Here is a 23,979-nt window from a genome sequence, read left to right as displayed (position 1 = left end):
CCACCCTGGCTCCTACATACCTCGTAGGAGCCGGGAGGAACATACAAGCTTGCTCGACTGCTCTTGCGCTTCAGTCGAGCAAGCTCGACTCTACGGGCGCTATCGGTGTGCCGAGCAAGCTCGGCACCTACAGAAAATGCCGCCTGCAAGGGCGGCATTTTCGTTCCGGCTGGGTGGCTTCCGGTAGATGCCGACCTTGGTCGGCGCCGTTCGGAGAAGCCGCGACCGGGAGCGCTATCGGCGTGCCGAGCAATCTCGGCACCTACAGAAAATGCCGCCTGCAAGGGCGGCATTTTCGTTCCGGCTGCGCCGGAACCGTAACGCTACGCGTTACTGCTTCAGGGGAATCACGCGGATTTCGACGCGGCGGTTCTTGGCGCGGCCGGCATCGGTGCTGTTGTCGGCAATCGGGTACGACTTGCCGGCGCCCAGGGTTTCGATGCGCACGCTCTGCACGCCCTGCCCGATCAGGTACTGCGCGACCGAGTCGGCACGTTCCTTCGACAGGCGGTTGTTGACCGCGTCACTGCCGATGCTGTCGGTATGGCCGACCACTTCGATCATGGTCTGGTTGTAGTCACGCAGGGTGCCTGCCACGCCATTGAGCGAGCCGTAGAACTGCGGCTTCAGGGTCGCCTTGCCGAAGTCGAAGGTGATGCCGTCCGGCAGGTTCAGCATGATGTTGTCGCCCTGGCGCTGCACATCAATGCCGGTGTTGGCAGTGCGCTCGCGCAGTGCGCGTTCCTGGCGATCCTGGTACTGGCCTACCGCGGCGCCGCTGAGCGCGCCGATACCGGCGCCGATCAGCGCATGCTGGCGGCGCTCCGTGGCGCTGTCACCGGTCAGCAGACCGGCGGCTACGCCGATGGCGGTGCCGATCAGCGCGTTGCGGCCGGTGTGGTTCTGCTGCTCGGTCGGGTTGCCGTACTGGTCACTCTGTACGTAGGAGCCGCCGGTGGCGCAGGCCGACAGGACGGCCGCACTCATCAGGGCCAGTGCGACGTTGCGGGTGGTGTTGCGGATCATGAGGTTCTCCTTGGTTTCCGGTCGGCCGGCGGCCTGCGGGCGCAAAGAGAATAAACAGCCCGATGCGATGCCGGAATGATGATCGGGCACACCGACAGGGCCGCGTTCAGCTAACTGACCGGATCGCTCAGGTCGCCCTTTACCCCGCCCCCGACTGGCGGTAAGCCGCCAATGCGGCATCGCGGCCAACCGCCAGGTCCACCAGCGGCGTGCGCGGATAGCCCGGGGCATGTGCCGCCAGCAGCAACGGATGCTGCCACGGTGCGAAGCGCGCTTTCACCGGCAGCGCCCCCAGTTCGGGCACCCAGCGGCTGATGTAGCGGGCCTGGGGGTCGAACTTCTCGGCCTGGGTGACCGGGTTGAACACGCGGAAGTAAGGCGCGGCATCGGCACCGGTCCCGGCCACCCACTGCCAGCCCATCGTGTTGTTGGCCAGGTCGGCATCGACCAGGGTGTCCCAGAACCAGCGCGCGCCATGCAGCCAGTGCGCGCGCAGGTGCTTGCACAGATAGCTGGCCACGATCATCCGCACCCGGTTGTGCATGTAACCGGTGTGCCACAGCTCGCGCAGGCCTGCATCGACGATCGGCACGCCGGTGTTGCCTCGCTGCCAGTCGTGCAGCTGCGCGGCACTCGGTGTGGCCCACGGGAAACGGTCAAAGCGCGGGTTGAGGTTGTCGGTCGGCGTCTTCGGGAAGTGATGCAACAGGTGGTAGGCGAAGTCACGCCAGCCGAGCTGGCGCAGATAGCCGTCGATGTCGGCGTCGGTACCGGCACTGCGCAGGCCTTCCAGCGCATGGGCAATGCGCCACGGTGCGATCTCGCCGAAATGCAGGTGCGGCGACATCCGCGAGGTGCCCACGCGATCTGGCAGGTCACGCTGCTCGCGGTAGCCGCGCAGCGCACCGTCCTCGAACACGGACAGCGCTTCCAGCGCACCGGCTTCACCCGGCTGCCAGTGCTCCCAGAAGCCGGTATCCCAGTCCAGCGTCGGTGCCAACTGGAGATCATCCAATGCCAGGCTGTCGACCGCGTGCGTCGCCAGTGCCTTCGGTGCAGCCTGCAGTGCGGGCAGGCGCCAGTGGCTGAGTACGTTGCGCCAGTATGGCGTGAATACCTTGTAGGGCTGGCCCTGCTGGGTGGCGATGTCCCACGGCTCGAACAGCAGGCCGCCATTGCAGCTCTGTGCGTCGATGCCCTGCTCGCGCAGCGTGCGCTTGATGGTGGCGTCGCGTGGCTGGGTGGCCGGTTCGTACTTGCGGTTCCAGTACACCGCCTCGGCGCCGGTCTGCTCGATCAGCAACTGCAGGGCCGGCAGGCTGTCACCACTGCGCAGCACCAGCGACGAACCGCGCACGCGCAGGTCGGCGTCCAACGCGGCCAGTGAACGGTGGCGCCACGCATCGGAGGCGGCACCCGGCACCCACTCACCCTCTTCGTGGGGCGCATGGATGTAGATCGGCACCACGTCGTGACCGGCATCCAGCGCGGCCTGCAGGGCCGGATTGTCCTGCAGCCGCAGATCACGGCGGAACCATACCAACGCTACCGACACAGACACCGCCTTCGTTGTTGAAGGCGGACATGATAGCCAGCGGCGGTGAAGGCCTTGCACGCAGACGCCGTCTGCTAGGCTGCTGGGCCGCTCCTCGTTGGACCCCGCCATGGATGAATTGCACGCCTCATTCGCCCGCTTCGGGCTGCTGCGGGCCCAGTACGAAGGTGACTGGCAGGGACCGTTCCCGCTCCCACCGTTGCTGGCGCGCTTCTACGCGCAGGTGGGACCGCTGGGTCATGAGATCAATGCGAAGGTGGGCAACTCCGGCATCACCATTCCGGGCCTCGATGTCTGGATACCGCCGCTGCGGCGTGTGTGGAGTCACCAAGCCGGTTATCGCTGGCATGGCATCAGCGGCGAGCCGATCGACAACTGGCCATCGAACTGGCTGGTGATCGCCGATCGCGGCGCCGATCCGTTCATCCTCGACCTGGATGACGGCCGTGTGCTGTTCAGTCACCACGGTGCGGGCCTGCTGGATGCCGGCGAGATCACTACCGATGTGCCGACCTTGATGGCGGCTCTGGCTGCTGCAGGCACGATGTACCTCGAGGCAGGCGATGACCTCTACAACGACGATGACGATGGCGGTATCCGTCCTGAACACCAGGAGGCAGCCGTACAGGCGGTGGCCCGGGTACTGGGCGACCGCCTGCAGGCCGAGTCGTTCATCGAGACGTTGCTGGACTGAATCCACGCATGGCGTGGATCTACTTTTCGAAGCGCTTCATCGCTTCGCTGATCAGTACCCGCGCCTCGGCGGCGTTGCCCCAACCGTTGAGCTGCACCGGGTTGCGACCGGCCGGCAGGTCCTTGTAGACCCGGAAGAACGCCTCGATGCGCTGGCGCTCGACCTCCGGCAGATCCGCCAGGTCGCGGATGCTGGCGTAAGTCGGGTCAACCTTGTCGGTGGGCACGCCGATGATCTTCTCGTCGTGCTCGCCGCCATCGATCATCTTCAGATAGCCGATCGGCCGGAAGCGCACGATCACGCCCGGATGCAGCGGTTCACGGGTCAGCACCAGCGCGTCCAGCGGATCGTTGTCGCCGGCCAGGGTGCGCGGCATCGAGCCGTAGTTGGCCGGATAGGCCACCGGCATCGACTGGAAGCGGTCCACATGGACCAGGCCGTCTTCCTTGATCTCGTACTTGGTGAAGCTGCCGGCCGGAATCTCCACCGCCAGATTCACCTCCTGCGGGGCCTGCTTCGGCTGGGCGACCAGGAACGGATGCAGCACGGGATCGGCGGCCGTCACCGCACTGGCCAGCAACAGCAGGGCGGCGCCGATGGCAGCGAGCGGAAGGATGCGTCGGAGCGTGGTCATTGGCATCTCGTCATTCCCAGCAGCGGTCGGCGCGACCCTTGGCGGTCTGCGCACGCGGGCAGTCGCGCGGTGCTATGCGGCCTTCGGTCAACTCCGTGCGTTGCTTTGCGCCCTTGGCATCACGGCGCAGTTCGAAGGCGTCGTAGAGGCGCCCGGTCACGGTGCGCGCTTCGTAGCGCAGGTGCTGCGGATCGATGTTCAGCACCTGGAACAGCTGGGTGTCCTCGGCTACCGGATCCATCGTCTTCCGTGCCTCGTCGGAAAGGCGGTACTGCTTCGGCCCGGCCACGGTCACCACGTACTGCGGCGTGGCGGCCTGCCCTTCACCGCGACGGCCATAGGTGTGATCGTGGCCCTGCAGCACCAGGTCGACGTTGTGGCGGCGTACCACCGGCAGCAGCACGTCACGCAGCGCAGCGTTCTCGCGGCCTTCGCGGGGTGAGTAGAACGGCTGGTGCAGCAGCACAATGGTCCACGGCTGCCGGTTGCCGGCCAGGACCTTGTCCAGCCATTGCGCCTGTGCCTTGGCGGTGCCGAGGTCGAGTGCCGAGGTGCCATCGACCACCGCCACGCGCACGCCCTGCGCATCGAACCAGTAGCTGGTCTGCTGCGCGGCGGTGGCGCCATTGCCCGGCAGCGCGAAGGTCACCGGCCAGTGCCGGCCCAGCACGCGACGCTCCTGCGGGGTATCCTCGAATTCCTCGAAGTACTCGTGGTTGCCGATCGCCGGGGCCACCAGCGTTTCCTGCGCCAGCCAGCCGGTGGCAGCAAACCACTCGCCCCATTCGCTGTCATCCATGTTGTCGCCGCCGCTGACCAGGTCACCGGCGAACAGGCTCATGCGTGCCTGCGGTGCGGCCTTCTGCGCGGCGCGCACTACACGGCTGACATGGCTGACGTTCTTGTTCTGGGTATCACCGAAGTACAGCAGGGTCAGCGGCTGGTCGGCCGCAGCCAGCGTGCGCAGCTGGTTCCAGGCGCTCCAACTGCCGTTGCCCTGCACGCGGTAGACGTACTGGGTGTCCGGCTGCAGGCCAGCGATGTCTGCACGATGATGGTGCGACAGCCCGTTCTCGGTCTGCAGTGCGCGGGTCGTTGCGCGCACCTGGCGGATGCCCTCGATGGCCGGCGAATCCCCGGCGAGAGCGATCTCGAGCAGCGGTGCCTGCACGCTGCCGTCAGTACGCCAGGCCACGGCGAAACCGTGGCTGGGATCGACCGCCGGCGAGGCGACGATGCGATCCGGCACCGGCGTCGCTGCGTAGTGGCGGCTGCCTGCTGGCACCTGGGTGTTGGGTTCGGCCGCTGCGAACGACAGCGACGGCAGTGCCAGCAGCAGGCCCAACGCCACCGTGCGCATCACGCACTGCCGGCTCATGCGCCACACTCCAGCGGCAATGCCAACTGCTTGGCGATGCTCTCCCAGTCGAACGCCACCACGCCCTGGTCGTCATGCACTGCATACAGTGCACCGTGCGGGAAGCGCGCACTGGGTTGCTGCATCATCCAGATGCCGTCGGTGTTGGCCACGGTATTGCCCTGGAACGCGCCCACCGGCTTCAGCGTGTGCCGGTCGAATAGATGGAACACGCTGCGCTGCTTGCCCTGTTCGGTGGTGATCCACCAGCCGTCCTTGCCGCAGGTGCGCAGGGTCACGCCTTCGGCCTGCGCCTTGAACACGTCGCGGCCGAATGTGGTGCCGGTGAAGCGTCCGGCCAGGGTGTAGACCTTGAACTCGCTGGCGTAGCTCTCATCCTCTTCGGCGATCAGCAGGCGATCATTCTCCGGGTCGCCCCAGATCGACTCGACCACGCGCAGCGCACCGGCTTCGCTGGTGTCACCGATGCTGGCCACCAGCTTCGCCTCGACCTTCGCACCGTCGCGGGTCACGTGGTACTGGCGCACGCGCTTGTCCAGCTCGGCCAGCGGCGGCAGGATGTCACGCCCCTGCGCATCCTCGCCGTTGTCCCAGGAGTCGGTAACGTAGACGCTGTAGCCATCGGCACGGCGGTCGACCCACAGCCCGTACGGCTTGCGCAGGTCGTCCGCAGCGAACGTCGCCAGCGGCGCGAAGTCCGGCAGGCTCAGCACCTGCACGCGGTGATTGTCGCGCTCCACGATCCACAGCAGGTCGTCGATTACCGCGATGCCGTTTGGGCGGTCGAACTGCCCCGGTGCGGAGCCGCTGCCGCCAACGTCACGCAGGTGCTGGCCGGTGCTGCCATCGTAGACCACCAGCTTGTCCGTCGCCTTTGCGGTGGCGATCAGCCACAGCGCGCCGTCCGGCGCGCGCCAGGCCGCCGGCGAGTCGATGTTGTCGGCCGGGGTCATCGGTGACAGGAAGGCTTCGGCGATGGTGGTCACCGACCGTTCGCCGTTGGCCTTCGCTGTCGTCGCGGCCGAGGCAGGGTCATTGCCGGTGGCCGGCGTGCAGCCGGCAGCCAATGCTACCGCCAGCGCGACCGCCAGGACGGTGATGCCACGCCCCATCACAGTGCCACCTTCAGGCCGAGCGCGTAGGTACGACCGTATTCTTCCATCTGCAGGGTGCGCGAGCGCGTGCCCTGGTACAGCTCAAGCGGCTTGTCCAGCAGGTTCTGTGCTTCGAAATACATGCTCACCCGCGGGGTGAACTTGTAGTCCAGCGAGAAATCGAGCTGGGTGTTCGGTGCAACGTAGATGTCGAACGCCCGGCCCTTGCCGATGCTGTCCAGGTACTCGCTGCGGTATACCGCCGCCAGGCGTGTACTCACACCGTACTTTTCATAGCCGATGTGTGCGCTGTAGACATGCTTGGAGGCGCGCGGCAGTGTGAAGTCCTCGCCTGCACGGTCCTTGATGCCGGCATCGAACTTGGTATCCAGCCAGGTGCCACTGGCACCGACCAGCAGGCCATCCAGGCCGTCCGGCAGGAAGGCCAGCTGCTGCTGCCAGTTGAATTCCGCACCGCGCACGGTGGCCTTGCGGCCATTGATCGGCTGGGTCACGTCGAAGCCGCCATAAGCGGGATCATTGGTCCGCACCATTTGCACGATGTAGCCATCGATCGACTTGTGGAACAGGCCAAGTGAAACGATACCGGTGCTGCCGATGTACTTCTCCACCGACAGGTCGATGTTCTTCGACTCGTACGGATCCAGTTCCGGATTACCCAGGCGCACTTCCTCGTCGCCGCGGCTGTAGCCCACGCGCGGCGAGATGTCACCGAAGGACGGGCGCGATACGGTCTTGTTGGCCGAGGCGCGCAGTACCCAGTCATCGGCCGCATCGTAGCGCAGGTGCAGGCCCGGCAGCACGTTGGTGTAGCTGCTGTTGGCCACCCGCGGGGTGACGGTGAAGCTGCGGCCGTTGGCGGCCACGTCCACCTGGTTGCCGACCGCCTTGAACTGGGTGTTTTCCACGCGCACACCGCCGATGATGCGCAGCGCGCCCACGTCCCAGGTGCCCATCGCATAGCTGGCGAAGATGTCTTCGCTGGCCACGTAGTCCTCTTCCAGCGATGTCATCGCGTTGCCACCGACGTCCTGCGGACGAGCGCTGTACTGTCCGCCATTGGCCGCCCAGAAGGCACGCATCGCGGCCGAATCCATGCCGTCACCCAGGTTGCCGTGGCGGTGCTCCGGCGAGGAGGTGCTCCAGCTCGACAGCGCCACCTTCGGGCCGACACGCAGTTCGCGCTCGTCCACATTCACGTCGCGGTCGCGCCAGCGACCCAGCAGGCCGAACTTGATGCTGCTGCTGTCACCGTCGAAGCGCACGTTGACCTGCGCGCTGTGCTCCTTGTCGTTCACCTGCTTGGGCGAGAGCACGAAGCGGTCGAACGCGTAGTTGCTGTTGTCCAGCCACTGCGGGTTGTCGAAACTGTAGCTGGGCAGGCGGCTGCTTTGGTCCAGGGTGCCGTTGAAGGCCTTGCCGTTGAGCTTGAAGCGCGCCTCCATCTCGTCGTTCACGCGCTCTTCGGTACGGGTGTAGCCGATCCGGTAATCGACCACGGCGTTGGTCAGCTTGTTCTCGCCACCGAGACTGGCCGCGAAGGTGTTCTCCTTCTTGGTGCGGTAGCGCATGCGCTTGTCGATGGAATCTTTCGGCATGCCATCCAGGCGGTACTGGTCGGTGCCGGTCTTGACCATCTTCGCGTCGTCGAAGTTGAAGATCACGCGCTGGCGGGTCTCCGCATCGTCGAACTGGCTGTACAGCGTGCGCAGGTAGTACTTGCTGTCTTCATTCGGGCGCCAGTCGAGGTTGAGGCTGGCACCGATGCGCTTGCGCTCGATCTCGTACTTGCGGTGCTGCAGGTTGATCGCGGTGACATCGCCGGGGACGGCATCGTCCTTGCCGTCATACTCCACTTCGGTGTTGTCCGACTCGAACCTGCGCTTCTGGTAGTTCACGCCCAGCGCCACACCGAAGGTGTCGTTGAACACCTCGCTGTAGTTGAAGGCGGCCTTGGGGCTGGTCTCGCCGGACAACTGCTGGTGGCTGCCTTCGATCTTGCCACGCAGGCTGCGACCGTCACGGTCGAAGGCCGAGGCCGATTCCACCAGCACGGCGCCGCCGATGGCATCACCGGGCATGTCCGGGGTCGGCGACTTGACCACGCGCAGGCGCTCGGTGGAGTCGGACGGGATCACGTCCAGCGGTGCGGCGCGGCTGGAATCCTCCGGCGTACCGATGGCGATGCCATCCACGCTGACGCTGTTGAGGTTGGCGTCCAGACCGCGGATGACCACGAAGCGCCCCTCGCCCTGGTCGCGGGTCACGCTGATGCCCGGCAGGCGCTGCAGCGACTCGGCCACGTTCTTGTCCGGGTACTGACCCAGGGCATCGGAGGACACCGCATCCTCGATGGCGTCGCTGCTGCGCTTGAGGTCGACCGCGCGGATCTGCGATTCGAGCTGGGCGCGCACTTCGATGCGGTCCAGGTCGACCGCATCAGCGGCCACGGCGCCGGTGGCGGCTACCGCCTGCTGCCCGGCCGCCTGCAGCGGGGCTGCGGCCCCCATCGCCAGGGTCAGCGTGATGGCAACGGCCAACGGAGTCTTGATATGCACTGGGAATCCCCATTCCTGTTAAGAATGGGTCTGCACGGTATGTCCGCAAGGTTGCATGGCCGTGACATGCGCCTGCACATTTCGAGTAACGCCGCTCCGGGCCAGGTTTGGGTTCGGCCCGCCGATCCGGCAAAATGGCGCCCTCTCTCCTTTTCCCCTTCCCGACCATGAAGATCGTCGAAGTGCGCCACCCGCTGGTGCAGCACAAGATTGGCCTGATGCGCAACGCTGCGCTCAGCACCAAGGATTTCCGCGAACTGGCCAACGAGCTGGGTACGCTGCTGGCCTACGAGGCCACCGCCGACCTGGACACCGAGCCGCACACCCTGCCCGGCTGGGCCGGCCCGGTCACCGTGCAGCGCATTGCGGGCGCCAAGATCACCGTGGTGCCGATCCTGCGCGCCGGCCTGGGCATGCTCAGCGGCGTGCTGTCGCTGATCCCGGCGGCCCGCGTCAGCGTGGTCGGCCTGCAGCGCGATGAGGAAACCCTGCAGCCGGTGCCCTACTTCGAGCGCCTGACCGGGCGCCTGGAAGAGCGCGACGCGCTGATCCTGGACCCTATGCTGGCCACCGGCGGCACCCTGATCGCCACCATCGACATGCTCAAGCGTGCCGGCGCCCGCCGCATCAAGGGCATCTTCCTGGTCGCCGCGCCGGAAGGCATCGAGGCGGTCAAGGCCGTGCACCCGGACGTGGAGATCTACACCGCGGCCATCGATGCCCAGCTCAACGACAAGGGCTACATCCTGCCGGGCCTGGGCGATGCCGGTGACCGCATCTTCGGTACCCGCGTCGGCTGATCCGAAGAACCGGGGTCAGAGCCCTTTCGCCGCGAAAGGGGTCTGACCCCAACAGCGCAGGCCATCGCGGCCGCGTTGCGATTCTTCACGTGCTCTTGGCGCCGGGAAGCGAATGCTCCGCGCACCCGCCACCCTTGGAGCTCCCGATGAAAGCCTCTTTTCTGCTGGCCGCCGTCCTGCTGGTCGGCCTGCCCCTGGCGGCCAATGCCACCACTCCGCAGCAGCAGCGCATGGCCGAATGCTCGGCCAAGAACAAGGGGCTGAAGGGCGATGCCTACAAGACTGCACAGAGTTCCTGCCTCAGCGGCCACGCCGCCGACGCCAAGCCGGTCAATACGCAGCAGGAACGCATGCGCAAGTGCAACGCTGACGCGGGCGCCAAAAAGCTGGCCGGTGATGCGCGCAAGACCTTCATGAGCAGCTGCCTGAAGGTGTCGTAATGGTCGCATCCGGATAAAACGCCATCCACGCATGGCGTGGATCCACGGACATCAGTAAAAGGCCGGGCATTGCCCGGCCATGCCATTACCCCAGGGCGCGTGCCTTCAGCTCACCCTGCTCGTGCAGGGTCACGAAACGCCCCTTGTCATCCCTGCCAAGCTGCGCCAATGCCACCTGCGGATCGTGGGTGAAGAACAGCCGCACGTTGCGCGCCAGCTTGTCTTCCAGGAACTGCCGCTTCTCGTCGATCAGCAGCTCGGCATTGCGGTCGTAGCCCATGGTGATCGGCACGTGTACCCATGAGCGGCCCGGGATCAGGTCGGCACAGAACACCACGCCACCATGCGCACTTTCGCCTGGATGCGCGTGACCGACGATCTCGGCCAGCATCAGCCCCGGTGTATGCCCGTCGCTGTAACTGAAGCGCACGCTGCGGCCGAGCGCCTTCGAGTACTCCCCGTCCACCACTTCCAGCCGGCCACTGGCCTGCAGCAGGCCCGGCAGTTCCGGAATGAAGCTGGCGCGATCGCGCGGGTGTGGCTGCACGGCGCGCTGCCAATGCTGCGCACCGACCACATAGGTTGCGTTGGGGAACAGCAGCTCGGGCTCACGCCCTTCGCTCCATGCCGCCAGCAGGCCACCGGCATGATCGAAGTGCAGGTGGCTGAGTACCACCACGTCGATATCCTCGTGCTCGAAGCCGGCTTCGCGCAGCGAATCGATCAGCACGTGCTGGCTTTCCTGCACACCGTAGCGTTCGCGCATGCGCGGATCGAAGAACGCCCCGATACCGGTTTCAAACAGCACCGTCTTGCCTTCCAGCGGGCTGGCAAGCAGCGCACGGCAGGCCAGCTCGATGCGATTGAGCTCGTCCGGTGCCGCCCATTTTTCCCACAACGCGCGCGGCGCGTTGCCGAACATCGCGCCGCCATCAAGGCGCTGCGAGTTTCCACGAATAGACCAGAGTTTCATGTGTCGATTATCGGCGCCGGCTCGTTAAATAATCGCTAGAAGGGAAACAGAAAACCCCGCCGGCAAAGGCGGGGTTTCGATAATCAGCCGGATTGCCGGCCAGCAGCCGGCACCACCGGATCAGTGTGCCGGCACCACCTGGGCACTGCCGACCGGGTTGCGCGGGTCACTGCCACCGAACAGCTTGTTGGCCCTGCGGTCCCATTCCACGGTCTGCAGGTTGCCCCACACGTGGCTGGAACCGCGGCCACCCGCGGCGACATTGCCCGGCAGGTCGATCTTGTGGCCCATCGCCTGCAGCTGCTTCACCGTCGCCGCGTCGAACGCATCGTCCTCGGCTTCGATCAGGTCCGGCAGCCACTGGTGGTGGTAGCGCGGCAGTGCGGCAACCTGCTGCGCATCCAGGCCGTCGTCGTAGCCGAGGATGCCCAGCAGCACCATGGTGATGATGCGGCTGCCACCCGGGGTGCCCAGCACCACCACCTTGTCGGCGTTCTCCATGAAGGTCGGCGTCATCGAGCTGAGCATGCGCTTGCCCGGCTTCGGCGCATTGGCTTCATAGCCCATCACGCCGAACGCATTGGGCGTGCCCGGCTTCAGCGCGAAGTCGTCCATCTCGTTGTTCAGCAGCACGCCGGTGCCCTTGGGAATCAGCCCCGAGCCGTACAGCAGGTTGACGGTCTGGGTGGCGCCGACGCGGTTGCCGTCGCGGTCGATGATCGAGAAGTGCGTGGTCTCGTCGTCTTCCAGCGGCGTCGGGTTGCCTGACAGCAGGTCGCTGGGCGTGGCCTTCTCCGGATGGATGGTCGCCCGCAGGCCCTGTGCATAGTCCTTGCTGGTCAGCACCTTCTGCGGGATCTGCACGAAGTCCGGATCGCCGAGGAAGAAGGTGCGGTCACGGTAGGCGCGACGCATCGACTCCACCACCAGGTGGGTGCGGTGCGCCGGGTCCATCTTCTTGATATCCCAGCCTTCCAGGATCTGCAGCATGCTGGCCAGCGCGATGCCACCGGACGACGGCGGCGGCGCGGTGGTGATCTTCCAGCCGTTGTAGTTGAACACGATCGGCTCGCGCTGCTTCACGCGGTAACCGGCCAGCTCTTCAGCGGTCCACTTGCCGCCGGCCTGCTTCACGCCGGCCAACAACAGCGTTCCGGTCTGGCCCTTGTAGAAGCCATCGAAGCCACCTGTGGCCAGGCGCTCCAGCGTCTGTGCCAGCTCCGGCTGCTTGAACAGGTCACCGCTGGCGATCGGCTTGCCGTTGCGCAGGTAGACCTCGCGCGTTCCGGGATAGCGCTCCATCACTTCACGGCGCGAGGCATAGCCCTTGGCCATGCGGTCGTACACCGGGAAGCCTTCGCGCGCGATGCGGATGGCCGGCTGCAGCGAGGTCGCCAATGGCAGCTTGCCGTGCTTGGCCGACAGCTCGACCAGCGCTGCGGGCAGGCCCGGGATACCGGCCGACCAGGCGCCATTGACCGAGCGGTCACGGTCGAGGTTGCCCTGCTTGTCGAGGAACGCCTGCGGGGTCGCAGCGGCCGGCGCGGTCTCGCGCGCATCCAGCATCACATCCTTGCCGGTGGCCGCATCGTGCAGCAGGAAGAAGCCACCACCGCCCAGGCCGGAACTGATCGGCTCGACCACCGCCAGCGTGGACGATACCGCCACCGCGGCATCGAAGGCGTTGCCGCCCTGCGCCAGGATGTCGATGCCCGCCTGGGTGGCCAGCGCATGGCCGCTGGCAATGGCCGCGCCATCGGGGCGCTCGGCACGGGCCGGGCTGTCGGCCCAGGCAATCGGGCTCAGCAGCAGGCCGAGCAGCAACAGGGGGCGGACGATCAGCGTCTTCATTCGGATGGGGGCTCCGCGTAGAGTTCGGGGTGATCGTGCTGCAGCTGGCGCAGCTTGGCCAGCAGCTGGTCTTCCGTTTCCACGATCTCCGGGTCCGGGTCGATGCACTCGACCGGGCAGACGACCACGCACTGTGGCTCGTCGAAATGACCCACGCATTCGGTGCAGCGCGCAGGGTCGATCACGTAGATGGTTTCACCCATCGCAATGGCCTGGTTCGGGCAGGCCGGCTCGCATACGTCGCAGTTGACGCAGAGCTCGTTGATTTTCAGCGACACGGCGATACTCCTCGCCCGCGCCCTGGGACAAAGGACCGGCCAGCGCGGGCGCGCGGGCCGGTCAGGTCATCAGCGGCGCCCTTGCAGGACGCCGCCCGGGCCATGCCGGAGCATGGCCGCCATGGCTCGGTATTACTTGGCTTCGACGAAAATGTACTCGGCACCGGTCGGCTGGATCGCAGCCTGTACGCGGGCGTTGTCGGCCGACTGGCCGATGAAGACGACGCGCACGCCCTTCATCGAATCCGGCGACACGTCCTTGAACACGGCCTGGATCATGTCAGCCATCTTGCCCGAGGCCGACGAACCGAAGGCCAGCATGTTGCCCGGCTGCACGCCACGGGCCACGGCCTGGGTCGCGCTCTCGGTCTGGCGCTCGTACTTGGCCTGGAAGTCCGGGTCCGATTCCGGCGAGAGGTAGTACAGGAACGGGCTGTTGGTGATGTTGCCCATGTTCTGGATCGCCACTTCCTGCAGGTACTTCTTCCAGCCTGCATCGTCGTCCTTGGACGGAGCGACCAGGGCCTGCTTGGCCTCGTCGACCGGAGCGGCCTCTTCCTTCTTGCAGGCGGTGAAGGCCAGGGCCAACGAAGCGATCAGCATCGCGCGCATGGTGGTGTTCATGGGTTTCCTCCCGGAATGGTGCGTGGTGTTGTACGTAATGGGGTGCGGGTACAGCGGGGCTTACGACTGTGCCGCCTTCGCTTCGCGGACCTTGCGCAGGGCTTCGAGCACCGCGGCCGGCACGAAGCCGGACACGTCGCCGCCCAGGCGCGCGATCTCGCGGACCAGCGAGGACGAAATGAAGCTGTGCTGCTCGGCCGGGGTCAGGAACAGGGTCTCGACCTCGGGGATCAGGTGCCGGTTCATGCTGGCCATCTGGAACTCGTACTCGAAGTCGGACACCGCGCGCAGGCCGCGCAGCAGCACCCCGCCCTGGACCGAACGTACGAAATGCGCCAGCAGGGTATCGAAGCCGATGACCTCGACGTTGCTGTGGTGGGCCAGCGCGCCACGCGCCAGCTGCACGCGCTGCTCCAGCGGCAGCGCCGGGCCCTTGGACGGGCTCTGCGCCACGCCGACCACGACCTTTTCGAACAGCGGCGCGGCCCGGCTCACCAGGTCGATATGGCCGTTGGTGATGGGGTCGAACGTGCCGGGGTAGACGGCAATGCGGCGGTTGGCCACGGTCATGGGCGGATGCAGATGTTCAGATGAGGTCAAAGTGTAGCAGTGGCGCGGCGGTACAGGGCAAAGCGCACCTCGCGGGTGCCACCCTCGCGGTGCAGCAGCCAGTCCGGTGGCAGCACCGGCACGTGGCCGGCCGGCGATTCCAGGTACAGCCAGGCATCGGCGGCCAGGTGCCGCGGCAGCTGGGCCAGCACGTCCTGCCACAGGCCGTCGGCGAACGGCGGGTCGATGAAGACCAGATCGGCCTGCTGCGCCGGCGCGCCCTGCAGCCAGCGCAGGGCATCAGCCTGCACGACGCTGATCTGGTCGGAGGCCTGCAGCCTGGCCACGGCAGCGGTCAGATTGCGTCCCAGCTGCGCGTCGCGTTCGACCAGGGTGGCGTGTGCGGCACCGCGCGAGACCGCCTCCAGGCCCAGTGCGCCACTGCCGGCGAACAGGTCCAGCACGCGGGCCCCACCGAGCCTGGGCATCAGCCAGTTGAACAGGGTTTCGCGCACACGGTCGCTGCTGGGGCGGAGCCCCGGCAGGATCGGCACCGGCAGGCGGGTATTGCGCCAGCGCCCGCCGATGATGCGGACCTGGCCTTCATTGCCGCCACGGCCGCTCATCGGCTCCCCCGGCGGGAGGTATTCGAGAATTTCAGCATGAGCGGGATTGTAGTTCGGCCGGGCGGCGCCCGGCACCCGCAGAGGCCGAAGCAACAGCCGAAGCAACTTCAAAGGCTGGTTTCCTGCGGGATGGCGGGGTGGGTCCGGCTGCGGGGGACGCCGTGAATCCGTCCATGGAGGCTCGGTCGCGCCATCCATGGCGCTCACGCCCCCACAACCGGACCCACCCCGCCTTCGACAGTTTCCTGCGATCTGTCGAAAGGGCTTTCTGCTCTGGTGGGTGCCGACCGTTGGTCGGCACTGGGTTGGATATCGATGTCTTATGGAAAAATCGTGTCGACCAAGGTCGACACCTACCAACAGCCGCCGTTGCCAGTAGATCCACGCCATGCGTGGATGAATTCATTCGATATCTGACAGATGTGCCGACCAACGGTCGGCCCCCACCAACAGCCGCGTGAACCTGTCAGAGGCGGGGCACTGTGGGTTCGCGGGGTGTGAGCCGCATGGATGCGGCGACCAAGGCTACATGGACGTACTTGCGCCGCCCCCGCGAACCCACAGTGCCCCGCCATCCCACGGGATGCCGCTCTGGCCCTGGCTTTGGCAGTTGCAGTTGCACTGAGCGGGTGCCGGGCGCAGCCCGGCCGACCAACCCCTTGATTTCGGGACAATCAGCCATACCCCTTGGCGAGGCCGCACGCGCTGGCGCGGCATTGCACACGGAGCCTTATCGATGACCGAGACCACCCAGACCGAAACCCTTGGCTTCCAGACCGAAGTCAAGCAGCTGCTGCAACTGATGATCCACTCGCTGTACTCCAACAAGGAGATCTTCCTCCGCGAGCTGGTCTCCAACGCCGCCGACGCCGCCGACAAGCTGCGTTTCGAGGCCCTGACCCAGCCGGCCCTGCTGGAAGGCGACAGCGAACTGCGCGTGCGCGTCAGCTTCGACCCCACCGCCCACACCATCACCATCGAAGACAACGGCATCGGCATGAGCCGCGCCGAAGCCATCGCCCACCTCGGCACGATTGCAAAGTCCGGCACCGGCGATTTCCTGCGCCAGCTGTCCGGCGACCAGAAGAAGGATTCGCAGCTGATCGGCCAGTTCGGCGTCGGCTTCTACAGTGCCTTCATCGTCGCCGACGAAGTGGAAGTGACCTCGCGCCGCGCTGGCCTGGCTGCAGGCGAAGGCGTGCGCTGGACCTCGCGCGGCGAAGGCGATTTCGAAGTCGCCACGGTCGACAAGGCCGAGCGCGGCACCCGCATCGTGCTGCACCTGAAGGAAGGCGAGCACGACTTCGCCGATGGCTGGCGCCTGCGCAGCATTCTCAAGAAGTATTCGGACCACATCGGCCTGCCGATCCAGATGCCCAAGGAGGGCGAAGACGGCGCTGCCGGCGAGTGGGAGACCGTCAACCGCGCCAGCGCGCTGTGGACCCGCCCGCGCACTGAGATCAGCGACGCCGAGTACACCGAGTTCTACAAGCACGTGGCACACGACCACAGCGATCCGCTGGCGTGGAGCCACAACAAGGTCGAAGGCAAGCTCGAGTACACCTCGCTGCTGTATGTGCCCGGCCGCGCACCGTTCGACCTGTATCACCGCGATGCACCCAAGGGCCTGAAGCTGTACGTGCAGCGCGTGTTCGTGATGGACCAGGCCGAGCAGTTCCTGCCGCTGTACCTGCGCTTCATCAAGGGCGTGGTCGATTCCAACGACCTGTCGCTGAACGTCTCGCGCGAGATCCTGCAGTCCGGTCCGGTCATCGATTCGATGAAGGCCGCGCTGACCAAGCGCTCGCTGGACATGCTGGAAAAGCTGGCCGCCGACAAGCCGGAGCAGTACGCCACGTTCTGGAAGGAATTCGGCCAGGTGCTGAAGGAAGGCCCGGCCGAGGACTACAACAACCGCGAGAAGGTGGCCGGCCTGCTGCGCTTCGCTTCCACCCGTGGCGACGGCGATGCGCAGAGCGTGTCGCTGGCCGATTACCTCGACCGCATGACCGAAGGCCAGGACAAGATCTATTACCTGACCGGCGAGAGCTACAGCCAGGTGCGCAACAGCCCGCACCTGGAAGTGTTCCGCAAGAAGGGCGTGGAAGTGCTGCTGCTGACCGACCGCATCGACGAGTGGCTGATGGGCTACCTGACCGATTTCGACGGCAAGGGCTTCGTCGACATCGCCCGTGGTGACCTCGACCTGGGCGCGCTGGAAACCGAAGCGGACAAGCAGGAACAGGAAGCGGCGGCCAAGGACAAGCAGGGCCTGGTCGAGCGCCTGAAGACGGTGCTGGGCGATGACGTGGCCGAAGTACGCGTCTCGCACCGCCTGACCGATTCGCCGGCGGTGCTGGCCATCGGCGAGCAGGACCTGGGCCTGCAGATGCGCCAGATCCTGGAGGCCAGCGGGCAGAAGGTGCCGGACAGCAAGCCGGTGCTGGAGATCAATCCGGGCCACCCGCTGATTGCCAAGCTCGATGCCGAAGCCGATGGCGCGCGCTTTGACGACCTCGGTCGGGTGCTGTTCGACCAGGCTGCGCTGGCCGCCGGCGACAGCCTGAAGGACCCGGGTGCCTACGTGGCGCGCCTGAACAAGCTGCTGCTGGAGCTGTCGGTCTGATCGAGGCGGTGGTCGCCGGGCGTGGCCCGGCGCTACCGGGTGCTGGTGGATGCCAACCTTGGTTGGCATTCCTGCTCTGGTAGGTGCCAACCTTGGTTGGCACTGTTGCCCTGGTAGAGGCCAACCTCGGTTGGCGCCCCAAAAGCGTGCCAACCAAGGTTGGCACCTACCAGGGCGGGTCGAGCGTGCCAACCAAGGTTGGCACCTACCAGGGCGGGTCGAGCGTGCCGACCAAGGTTGGCACCTACCAGGCTGGGCCGAAGCGTGCCGACCAAGGTTGGCACCCACCAGGGGCGGCGGTTGGCACCTGCCAAAACGGTGTTGCTCAGGCGTCCCGATCCAGCAGTGAGCCCAGCATCTGGTCCTGGCGACGGATCACCGTGGCATTGGCGGCGAAGGCCACGACCTCGGCTTTCGCGGCCAGCAGATCACCCAGCGGCGCGCCGGCATCGGCGCCGATGGACGCCACCGAAGCCTGCACCCCACCCTGCTCGGTGGTATTGCGCTGCAACTGCAGGTGCTGGGCATCCGGGGTCGCCAGGTTGGCCACGTTGTGCGCGGCCACCTGCACGCCCTGCTGGGCCGCACGCATCCCGCTGAGGGCGATTCCCATCACGTTGTCCATGGCGGTCTCCGGGCCGCCCTGCGCAGCCCTCCGGACCGGTTAACGGCCGACGGGCCGCGACCTTGAGTCCACATCGGCCCGACAGGCCCGAGTGGTAGCATATCCCTCTGATTTCAGCGCCTTTTGCCAATGCTCAGTTTTTTCCGCCGCAAGAAGCCCCAGGATGCCCCCGTAACGGAGGCACCCAAGACCCAGCACTACTCGGCTGAAGAGCTGGCGGCGGCATTCCCGTCGGCCGCGCCGGTCGAGGACAAGGAGCCGGCGCCGGTAGCAGTACCGGCCGAGCCTGTACCGGTCGAGCCGCCCCCAGCAACCGCCGTTCCGGTCGCTGTCGAGCCCACCCCGGTTATTCCGGCCCCAGCCGCACCGGTTCCGGCAGCTCCTGCGCCGACGGCTCAGATCGACGTCGCCCCTATCGCGACTCCGGCCATCGAACCGGCCCCCGTACCGCTGCCTGAGCCCACCCCGGCACCGACACCGGCACCGGTCACCGACGACCTGCCTGCCGCCGCCTCGATCGACGCCGTTCCGGCGCCGGCTGGCAAGCCCGGCTGGCGCGAGCGCCTGCGCAACAGCGTCATCGCGCGCAGCTTTGGTGGCCTGTTCTCGCGCAACCCCAAGCTTGACGACGACCTGCTGGACGAGCTGGAAACCGCACTGATCACCGCCGACGTCGGTGTCGGTGCCACCACCGACCTGGTCGAGGGCCTGCGCAAGCGCATGAAGTCGCGCGAGTTCGCCGACGCCAATGCGCTGCTGGCCGCGCTGCGCGCGGAGCTGATCGCGATCCTGCAGCCGGTGGCCAAGCCGCTGGTGATCGACCGCAACGCCAAGCCCTTCGTGGTGCTCACCGTCGGCGTCAACGGCGTTGGCAAGACCACCACCATCGGCAAGCTGGCCAAGCGCTTCAAGGACGATGGCCACAGCCTGATGCTGGCCGCCGGTGACACTTTCCGCGCCGCCGCCGTGGCCCAGCTGCAGGCCTGGGGCGAGCGCAACGGCGTGGCCGTGGTCGCGCAGGGGCAGAACGCCGATGCCGCTTCGGTGGCATTCGACGCGCTGCAGGCCGGCAAGGCCCGTGGCACCTCGGTGCTGATCGCCGACACCGCCGGCCGCCTGCATACCCAGTCCGGCCTGATGAACGAGCTGGGCAAGATCCGCCGCGTGCTCGGCAAGATCGACCCCACCGCCCCGCACGAAGTGCTGATGGTGATCGACGGCACCACTGGCCAGAACGCGCTGTCGCAGCTGCGCCAGTTCAATGCCGCAGTGAACGTGACCGGCCTGGTGGTGACCAAGCTGGACGGCACCGCCAAGGGCGGCGTGGTGTTCGCGCTGGCCCGCGAGTTCGGCATTCCGATCCGTTTCGCCGGCATCGGCGAGCGCCCGGAAGACCTGCGCGTGTTCGACCCGGAAGCCTTCGTCGACGCCCTGCTGCCCGAAGCGCTGGGCGCCTGATACACCGTGCAGCCACGCATGGCGTGGCTCTACTGCAATCCAGTAGAGCCACCCCACGGGTGGCTGCCTCTCTGGAACACCGATGCCCCGCCAGCCGCACGCCAGCGCCGGAACCACGCAGACTGACGACTTCGTCGCCCACCTGCTGCATTGGTTCGACGACCACGGCCGCCACGACCTGCCCTGGCAGCACCCACGCAGTCCCTACCGGGTCTGGCTGTCGGAAATCATGCTGCAGCAGACACAGGTGAGTACGGTCATCCCGTATTTCCAGCGGTTCCTGCAGCACTTCCCGACCCTGCCCGACCTCGCCGCCGCCAGCAACGACGCGGTGATGGCGCAGTGGGCCGGGCTCGGCTACTACGCCCGCGCACGCAACCTGCATGCCGCTGCGAAGCGCTGCGTGGAACTGCACGACGGCGACCTGCCGCGTGATTTCGATGCATTGCATGCCCTGCCCGGCATCGGCCGCAGCACCGCCGGTGCGATCCTCAGCCAGGCCTGGAACGACCCGTTCGCGATCCTCGATGGCAACGTCAAGCGGGTGCTCAGCCGTTACCACGGCATCGATGGCTTCCCCGGGCTGCCGGCCATCGAGAAGCAGCTGTGGGCGATCGCCGAGGCGCATGTGGCGCAGGTGCCGGCCGGGCGCATGGCCGACTACACGCAGGCGCAGATGGACCTGGGCGCGACGGTGTGCAGCCGTGCCAAACCGGCCTGCGTGATCTGCCCGTTGCAGGATGACTGCGTGGCACGGCGCGAAGGCCGCACCGCTGAACTACCCACGCCCAGGCCCAGCAAGACCCTGCCCGAGCGCGAGGCCGTTGCGCTGCTGCTGCGCGACGCCCAGCAGCGCGTGCTGCTGCAGAAGCGGCCGGACACCGGCATCTGGGCGCAGCTATGGACGCTGCCGCAGGCCGATGCCGGCAGCGTGCTGCAGGACTGGTTCGACGTGCACGTCGACGGCTCGCTGGAAGAGGCCGAAGAGCTGCCAGTGCTGCAGCACACCTTCAGCCACTACAAGCTGCATCTGCAGGTGTTGTCGCGGCAGGTACACGGCCTGCGCGTGGAAGAACCCACGCTGCGCTGGGTCGCCAGCGACGAACTGCACGCGCTGGGCCTGCCGGCACCGATCCGCAAACTGCTCGACGGCGCAACGATCAAGACGCCGAAACGAAATTCCAAGAAACCCCGCAACCACGAGTGAATGCCATGTCCCGAACCGTCTTCTGCCAGTACGAACAACGCGATGCCGAGGGCCTGGACTTCGTGCCCTACCCCGGCGAACTGGGCCAGCGCATCTTCAACAACATCGGCAAGCAGGCCTGGGCTGCGTGGCTGGCGCACCAGACCATGCTGATCAACGAGAACCGCCTGTCGCCGCGCACGCCGGAGCATCGCGCGTTCCTTGAAGGCGAACTGGTCAGGTTCCTGTTCGAGAAGGACGCGGAAAAGCCGGCCGGCTTCACCCCGGAAGCCTGACACACAGGTAGTGCCGGCCGCTGGCCGGCAACCTGGCATCTGCGCGATGCCGGCCAGCGGCCGGCACTACCACGCTATTTCGTGCTTTCCTCGCGCTCCTGCACCTGCGCCTGGCGCAGCTCCTGCTCGGAGGCTCGCAGCGCCTTCACGTCCAGCTTGCGGATGCTGTCGATGAAGCACGGCATGCGCGGGCCACCGGCAGGGTCGCGCACCAGCACCTTGTCGAATCGCGCCGAAACACGGTTCATCTGGCTGGTCAGGCCGATGGCGGTGGCATACGGCAGGTCCTGGCAGGGACCTCTCAATTCCAGCAGATAGGCCTCGCTGGGACGCGTCCACACCGCCAACGCGCTGTCACCCAGTTCGGTCCAGCCGTTGAGGCTGCCGAAGAACTGCATGTCGTTCTGCGGCGCGCCGGCATGGGCACGGTACAGGTCAAGTTTCTCGGCAGAGCTGAGCCGGCCGGTGGTCGCGCAGGCGGCCAGCGCCAGGCAGAGTCCGGCCATCAGGATCGGGGTCTTCATGGCGATCTCCTCGGGGAACTGTCGCCATCATGCGCCTGCGCAGACAACGCCGGCGCGAAAGCCAGTACCCCATTCAGCAGCCGGTCGGCGGTCGCCCCAAGCAGGCCCAAGGCTCCGGATTCCGGTAGTCGCCAACCTTGGTTGGCGCTTGCCCTGCAAGAGCAGCCGACCAAGGTCGGCTTCCACCAAAGCGGGCCCGGCGCCTCAGACGTCGGCGTGGGCCAGCGCGTGCAGGCGCCCCTCGCGCAGCTCCAGCACCCGGTCCAGGCGCCGTGCCAGGCTGCGGTCGTGGGTCACCAGCACCAGGCTGGTATGCCGCGCACGATTCAGTTCCAGCATCAGCTCGAACACCGTTGCAGCCGTGCGGTCATCCAGGTTGCCGGTCGGCTCGTCCCCGAGCACGCAGGCCGGATGATTGACCAGCGCACGCGCCACTGCGGCACGCTGGCGTTCGCCACCGGACAGTTCGCCGGGCTTGTGGTCCAGGCGATGGCCAAGGCCGACCGCTTCCAGCAGCGTGGTGGCCCGGCTGCTCGCCTCGGCCACTGCAGTACCGGCCAGCAGCACCGGCATCATCACGTTTTCCAGCGCGGTGAACTCAGGCAGCAGGTGGTGGAACTGATAGACGAAGCCCAGCGCCTGGTTGCGCAGCAGGCCGCGCGCGGTATCAGACAGCGCTGACATGCGCTGGCCGGTCACATAGACCTCGCCGGCGGTCGGAATGTCCAGGCCACCCAGCAGGTGCAGCAGCGTACTCTTGCCGGCACCGGAAGCACCGATGATCGCCACCGTTTCGCCGGCGGTCACGGTCAGGTCCAGGCCATCGAACACCGGGGTCTGCATGCGTCCTTCGGCGTAGGTCTTGCCCAGTGCTTCGGCGCGGATCACTTCATCGCCCCGGTTGAAGACCTTATTCATAACGCAGGGCCTCCGCCGGCTGGGTGCGTGCTGCCCGCCAGGCGGGATACAGGGTGGCCAGGAAGCTCATCAGCAGCGCGACCACGGTGATCGCCACCACGTCGCCGGTCTGCATGTCGGTCGGCAGGCCGGTGATGTAGTACACATCCTCCGGCATCAGCTTGACGTTGAACACGCTCTCGATGGCACCGAGGATGCGCTCCAGGTTGAGTGTGAGGGTGATGCCACCGATCAGGCCGGCCAGCGTGCCGAAGATGCCGATCAGCGAACCCTGCACCATGAACACCTGCATCACCCCGCCCGGCGTCAGGCCGAGCGTGCGCAGGATGGCGATGTCGGCCTGCTTATCAGTGACCAGCATCACCTGCGAGGACACCAGGTTGAACGCGCCCATGGCGATGATCAGCGACAGCAGGATGCCCATCACCACCTTCTCCATGCGCAGCGAGTGGTAGAGGTTGGCGTTCTGCTGGGTCCAGTCACTCACGCGGTACGCACCACCGAGGTTCTGCGCGAGGTCCACGCCCACTTCCAGCGAGCGGTCCATGTCGTGCAGCTTCAGCCGCACGCCGGTGGCGCCATCGGAACGCAGCACGCGCTCCAGGTCCTTCATGTTGGCGAAGCCGACGCCGCGGTCGACCTCGTTGTAGCCGGCCTCGAAGATGCCGCTCACGGTAAAGCGTTTCATCCGTGGCACCGCACCGGCAGGCGTGCCCTGCACTTCGGCGAACGTCACCAGCACCTGATCGCCAACGTCCACGCCCAGCCAGATCGCCAGCTCCTTGCCCAGCAGCAGGTTGAAGCTGCCCGGCGTGAGGCTGTCATAGCTGCCCTTGGTGACCTTCTTGTCGATCACCGATACCTTCGGCTCCAGCGCCGGATCGATGCCCTGGATGATCGCGCCCTGCACGCGCGGGCCGCTGATCATCGACTGGATCTCGATGTACGGCGCAGCACCGGCCACGCGCGGGTCCTTGCGGGCCACGTCGACTACGCGCATCCAGTCCGGCATCGGCTCGCCGTCGCGGCTGATGGTGGTGTGCGCGGTCATCTGCAGCAGGCGGCTGCGGATTTCCTTCTGGAAACCGCTCATCACCGCCAAGGTGGTGATCAGCACCGTGACGCCGAGCGCGATGCCCAGGATCGATGCCATCGAGATGAAGGAGATGAAGCCGTTGCGGCGCTTGGCGCGCAGGTAGCGCAGGCCAATGGCCACGGGAATGGGTTTGAACATGCAGGCACGCC

23 protein-coding genes are annotated in these 23,979 nt (G+C 66.5%); 7 read left to right on the top strand and 16 right to left on the bottom strand.

The window, feature by feature from the left end; genetic code table 11:
- Positions 1-330: 330 nt before the first annotated feature.
- Both ACMZ91_RS19085 and ACMZ91_RS19080 read right to left on the bottom strand, forming a co-directional pair.
- Complete coding sequence (locus ACMZ91_RS19085) at positions 331-1,026, bottom strand: YiaD family glycine zipper/OmpA-like lipoprotein (RefSeq protein WP_414578457.1); 696 nt, start codon at positions 1,024-1,026, stop codon at positions 331-333.
- Between the two features lie 139 nt (positions 1,027-1,165).
- Entirely contained in the window at positions 1,166-2,581 is a 1,416-nt protein-coding gene (locus tag ACMZ91_RS19080) for a cryptochrome/photolyase family protein (RefSeq protein WP_049462596.1), read from the bottom strand.
- A gap of 109 nt (positions 2,582-2,690) precedes the next feature.
- Here ACMZ91_RS19080 and ACMZ91_RS19075 point away from each other — a divergent pair, with 109 nt between their 5' ends.
- The gene (locus ACMZ91_RS19075) at positions 2,691-3,275 is read left to right on the top strand and encodes an SMI1/KNR4 family protein (protein WP_049462595.1); all 585 of its coding nucleotides are present in this window, start codon (positions 2,691-2,693) and stop codon (positions 3,273-3,275) included.
- A 19-nt stretch (positions 3,276-3,294) separates the two neighbouring features.
- On the opposite strand, the gene ACMZ91_RS19070 is transcribed toward ACMZ91_RS19075, so the two are convergent.
- From ACMZ91_RS19070 to ACMZ91_RS19055, 4 genes are read right to left on the bottom strand one after another with little or no spacing between them, the layout of a single operon-like run.
- Positions 3,295-3,909: an inorganic diphosphatase gene (locus ACMZ91_RS19070; RefSeq protein ID WP_049462594.1), complete on the bottom strand. Its 615-nt coding sequence runs from the start codon at positions 3,907-3,909 to the stop codon at positions 3,295-3,297.
- A 10-nt stretch (positions 3,910-3,919) separates the two neighbouring features.
- Positions 3,920-5,269 (bottom strand): purple acid phosphatase family protein, encoded by a 1,350-nt coding sequence (locus ACMZ91_RS19065; protein ID WP_238380395.1) that lies wholly within the window; start codon positions 5,267-5,269, stop codon positions 3,920-3,922.
- A 14-nt stretch (positions 5,270-5,283) separates the two neighbouring features.
- Positions 5,284-6,399, bottom strand: coding sequence for a phytase (locus ACMZ91_RS19060; RefSeq protein WP_414578460.1), 1,116 nt, complete (start codon positions 6,397-6,399; stop codon positions 5,284-5,286).
- Positions 6,399-8,912, bottom strand: a complete 2,514-nt coding sequence (locus ACMZ91_RS19055; RefSeq protein ID WP_414578464.1) for a TonB-dependent receptor — start codon at positions 8,910-8,912, stop codon at positions 6,399-6,401. Before ACMZ91_RS19055 ends, ACMZ91_RS19060 begins: the two co-directional genes overlap by 1 nt.
- A gap of 215 nt (positions 8,913-9,127) precedes the next feature.
- Here ACMZ91_RS19055 and upp point away from each other — a divergent pair, with 215 nt between their 5' ends.
- Both upp and ACMZ91_RS19045 read left to right on the top strand, forming a co-directional pair.
- The gene (upp, locus tag ACMZ91_RS19050) at positions 9,128-9,760 is read left to right on the top strand and encodes a uracil phosphoribosyltransferase (RefSeq protein WP_005409099.1); all 633 of its coding nucleotides are present in this window, start codon (positions 9,128-9,130) and stop codon (positions 9,758-9,760) included.
- Between the two features lie 146 nt (positions 9,761-9,906).
- Entirely contained in the window at positions 9,907-10,200 is a 294-nt protein-coding gene (locus ACMZ91_RS19045) for a PsiF family protein (RefSeq protein ID WP_049463240.1), read from the top strand.
- 85 nt (positions 10,201-10,285) lie between these two features.
- Here ACMZ91_RS19045 and ACMZ91_RS19040 read toward each other — a convergent pair whose 3' ends face one another.
- The 6 genes from ACMZ91_RS19040 to rsmD form a co-directional block, all read right to left on the bottom strand.
- Complete coding sequence (locus ACMZ91_RS19040) at positions 10,286-11,173, bottom strand: MBL fold metallo-hydrolase (protein ID WP_049400411.1); 888 nt, start codon at positions 11,171-11,173, stop codon at positions 10,286-10,288.
- Positions 11,174-11,293: 120 nt separating this feature from the next.
- Positions 11,294-13,024, bottom strand: a complete 1,731-nt coding sequence (gene ggt, locus ACMZ91_RS19035) for a gamma-glutamyltransferase (protein WP_049463241.1) — start codon at positions 13,022-13,024, stop codon at positions 11,294-11,296.
- Entirely contained in the window at positions 13,021-13,302 is a 282-nt protein-coding gene (locus ACMZ91_RS19030; RefSeq protein ID WP_004153175.1) for a YfhL family 4Fe-4S dicluster ferredoxin, read from the bottom strand. The genes ggt and ACMZ91_RS19030 overlap by 4 nt, the downstream gene beginning before the upstream one ends.
- Before the next feature lie 132 nt (positions 13,303-13,434).
- On the bottom strand, positions 13,435-13,926 hold the full coding sequence (locus tag ACMZ91_RS19025; protein ID WP_004153167.1) for a hypothetical protein: 492 nt from the start codon (positions 13,924-13,926) through the stop codon (positions 13,435-13,437).
- Positions 13,927-13,986: 60 nt separating this feature from the next.
- Positions 13,987-14,496 (bottom strand): pantetheine-phosphate adenylyltransferase, encoded by a 510-nt coding sequence (gene coaD, locus ACMZ91_RS19020; protein ID WP_049463242.1) that lies wholly within the window; start codon positions 14,494-14,496, stop codon positions 13,987-13,989.
- Positions 14,497-14,522: 26 nt separating this feature from the next.
- Complete coding sequence (rsmD, locus tag ACMZ91_RS19015) at positions 14,523-15,101, bottom strand: 16S rRNA (guanine(966)-N(2))-methyltransferase RsmD (protein WP_049400409.1); 579 nt, start codon at positions 15,099-15,101, stop codon at positions 14,523-14,525.
- Positions 15,102-15,837: 736 nt separating this feature from the next.
- On the opposite strand from rsmD, the gene htpG reads away from it, so the two are divergent.
- Positions 15,838-17,727, top strand: coding sequence for a molecular chaperone HtpG (gene htpG, locus ACMZ91_RS19010; protein WP_049462305.1), 1,890 nt, complete (start codon positions 15,838-15,840; stop codon positions 17,725-17,727).
- A 325-nt stretch (positions 17,728-18,052) separates the two neighbouring features.
- On the opposite strand, the gene ACMZ91_RS19005 is transcribed toward htpG, so the two are convergent.
- A complete protein-coding gene (locus ACMZ91_RS19005) occupies positions 18,053-18,352 on the bottom strand; it encodes a hypothetical protein (RefSeq protein ID WP_049462304.1) in 300 nt (99 codons plus the stop codon).
- Positions 18,353-18,481: 129 nt separating this feature from the next.
- Here ACMZ91_RS19005 and ftsY point away from each other — a divergent pair, with 129 nt between their 5' ends.
- The 3 genes from ftsY to ACMZ91_RS18990 all read left to right on the top strand — a co-directional run bounded on the left by ftsY (position 18,482) and on the right by ACMZ91_RS18990 (position 21,292).
- Positions 18,482-19,810 (top strand): signal recognition particle-docking protein FtsY, encoded by a 1,329-nt coding sequence (ftsY, locus tag ACMZ91_RS19000; protein WP_049463708.1) that lies wholly within the window; start codon positions 18,482-18,484, stop codon positions 19,808-19,810.
- Positions 19,811-19,892: 82 nt separating this feature from the next.
- Positions 19,893-21,017, top strand: coding sequence for an A/G-specific adenine glycosylase (gene mutY, locus ACMZ91_RS18995; protein ID WP_049460622.1), 1,125 nt, complete (start codon positions 19,893-19,895; stop codon positions 21,015-21,017).
- A 5-nt stretch (positions 21,018-21,022) separates the two neighbouring features.
- The gene (locus tag ACMZ91_RS18990; protein WP_049460624.1) at positions 21,023-21,292 is read left to right on the top strand and encodes an oxidative damage protection protein; all 270 of its coding nucleotides are present in this window, start codon (positions 21,023-21,025) and stop codon (positions 21,290-21,292) included.
- Positions 21,293-21,366: 74 nt separating this feature from the next.
- Here the strand turns inward: ACMZ91_RS18990 and ACMZ91_RS18985 are convergent, their stop codons facing one another.
- The 3 genes from ACMZ91_RS18985 to ACMZ91_RS18975 all read right to left on the bottom strand — a co-directional run bounded on the left by ACMZ91_RS18985 (position 21,367) and on the right by ACMZ91_RS18975 (position 23,968).
- The gene (locus tag ACMZ91_RS18985) at positions 21,367-21,816 is read right to left on the bottom strand and encodes a DUF6491 family protein (protein WP_049460626.1); all 450 of its coding nucleotides are present in this window, start codon (positions 21,814-21,816) and stop codon (positions 21,367-21,369) included.
- A 204-nt stretch (positions 21,817-22,020) separates the two neighbouring features.
- Positions 22,021-22,734 carry a lipoprotein-releasing ABC transporter ATP-binding protein LolD gene (gene lolD / locus ACMZ91_RS18980; protein ID WP_005409083.1) on the bottom strand — a complete coding sequence of 238 codons (714 nt, stop codon included), beginning with the start codon at positions 22,732-22,734 and terminating at the stop codon, positions 22,021-22,023.
- Positions 22,727-23,968 (bottom strand): lipoprotein-releasing ABC transporter permease subunit, encoded by a 1,242-nt coding sequence (locus ACMZ91_RS18975; RefSeq protein WP_032128868.1) that lies wholly within the window; start codon positions 23,966-23,968, stop codon positions 22,727-22,729. Before ACMZ91_RS18975 ends, lolD begins: the two co-directional genes overlap by 8 nt.
- Positions 23,969-23,979 lie beyond the last annotated feature (11 nt).

It is taken from the genome of Stenotrophomonas sp. FR024 (assembly GCF_047500745.2).
In the GTDB taxonomy this organism is placed as follows: Bacteria; Pseudomonadota; Gammaproteobacteria; order Xanthomonadales; family Xanthomonadaceae; genus Stenotrophomonas; species Stenotrophomonas maltophilia_A.
The sequence above is the reverse complement of the archived record's forward strand: the minus strand, read 5'-3'. Positions and strand labels throughout refer to the sequence as shown.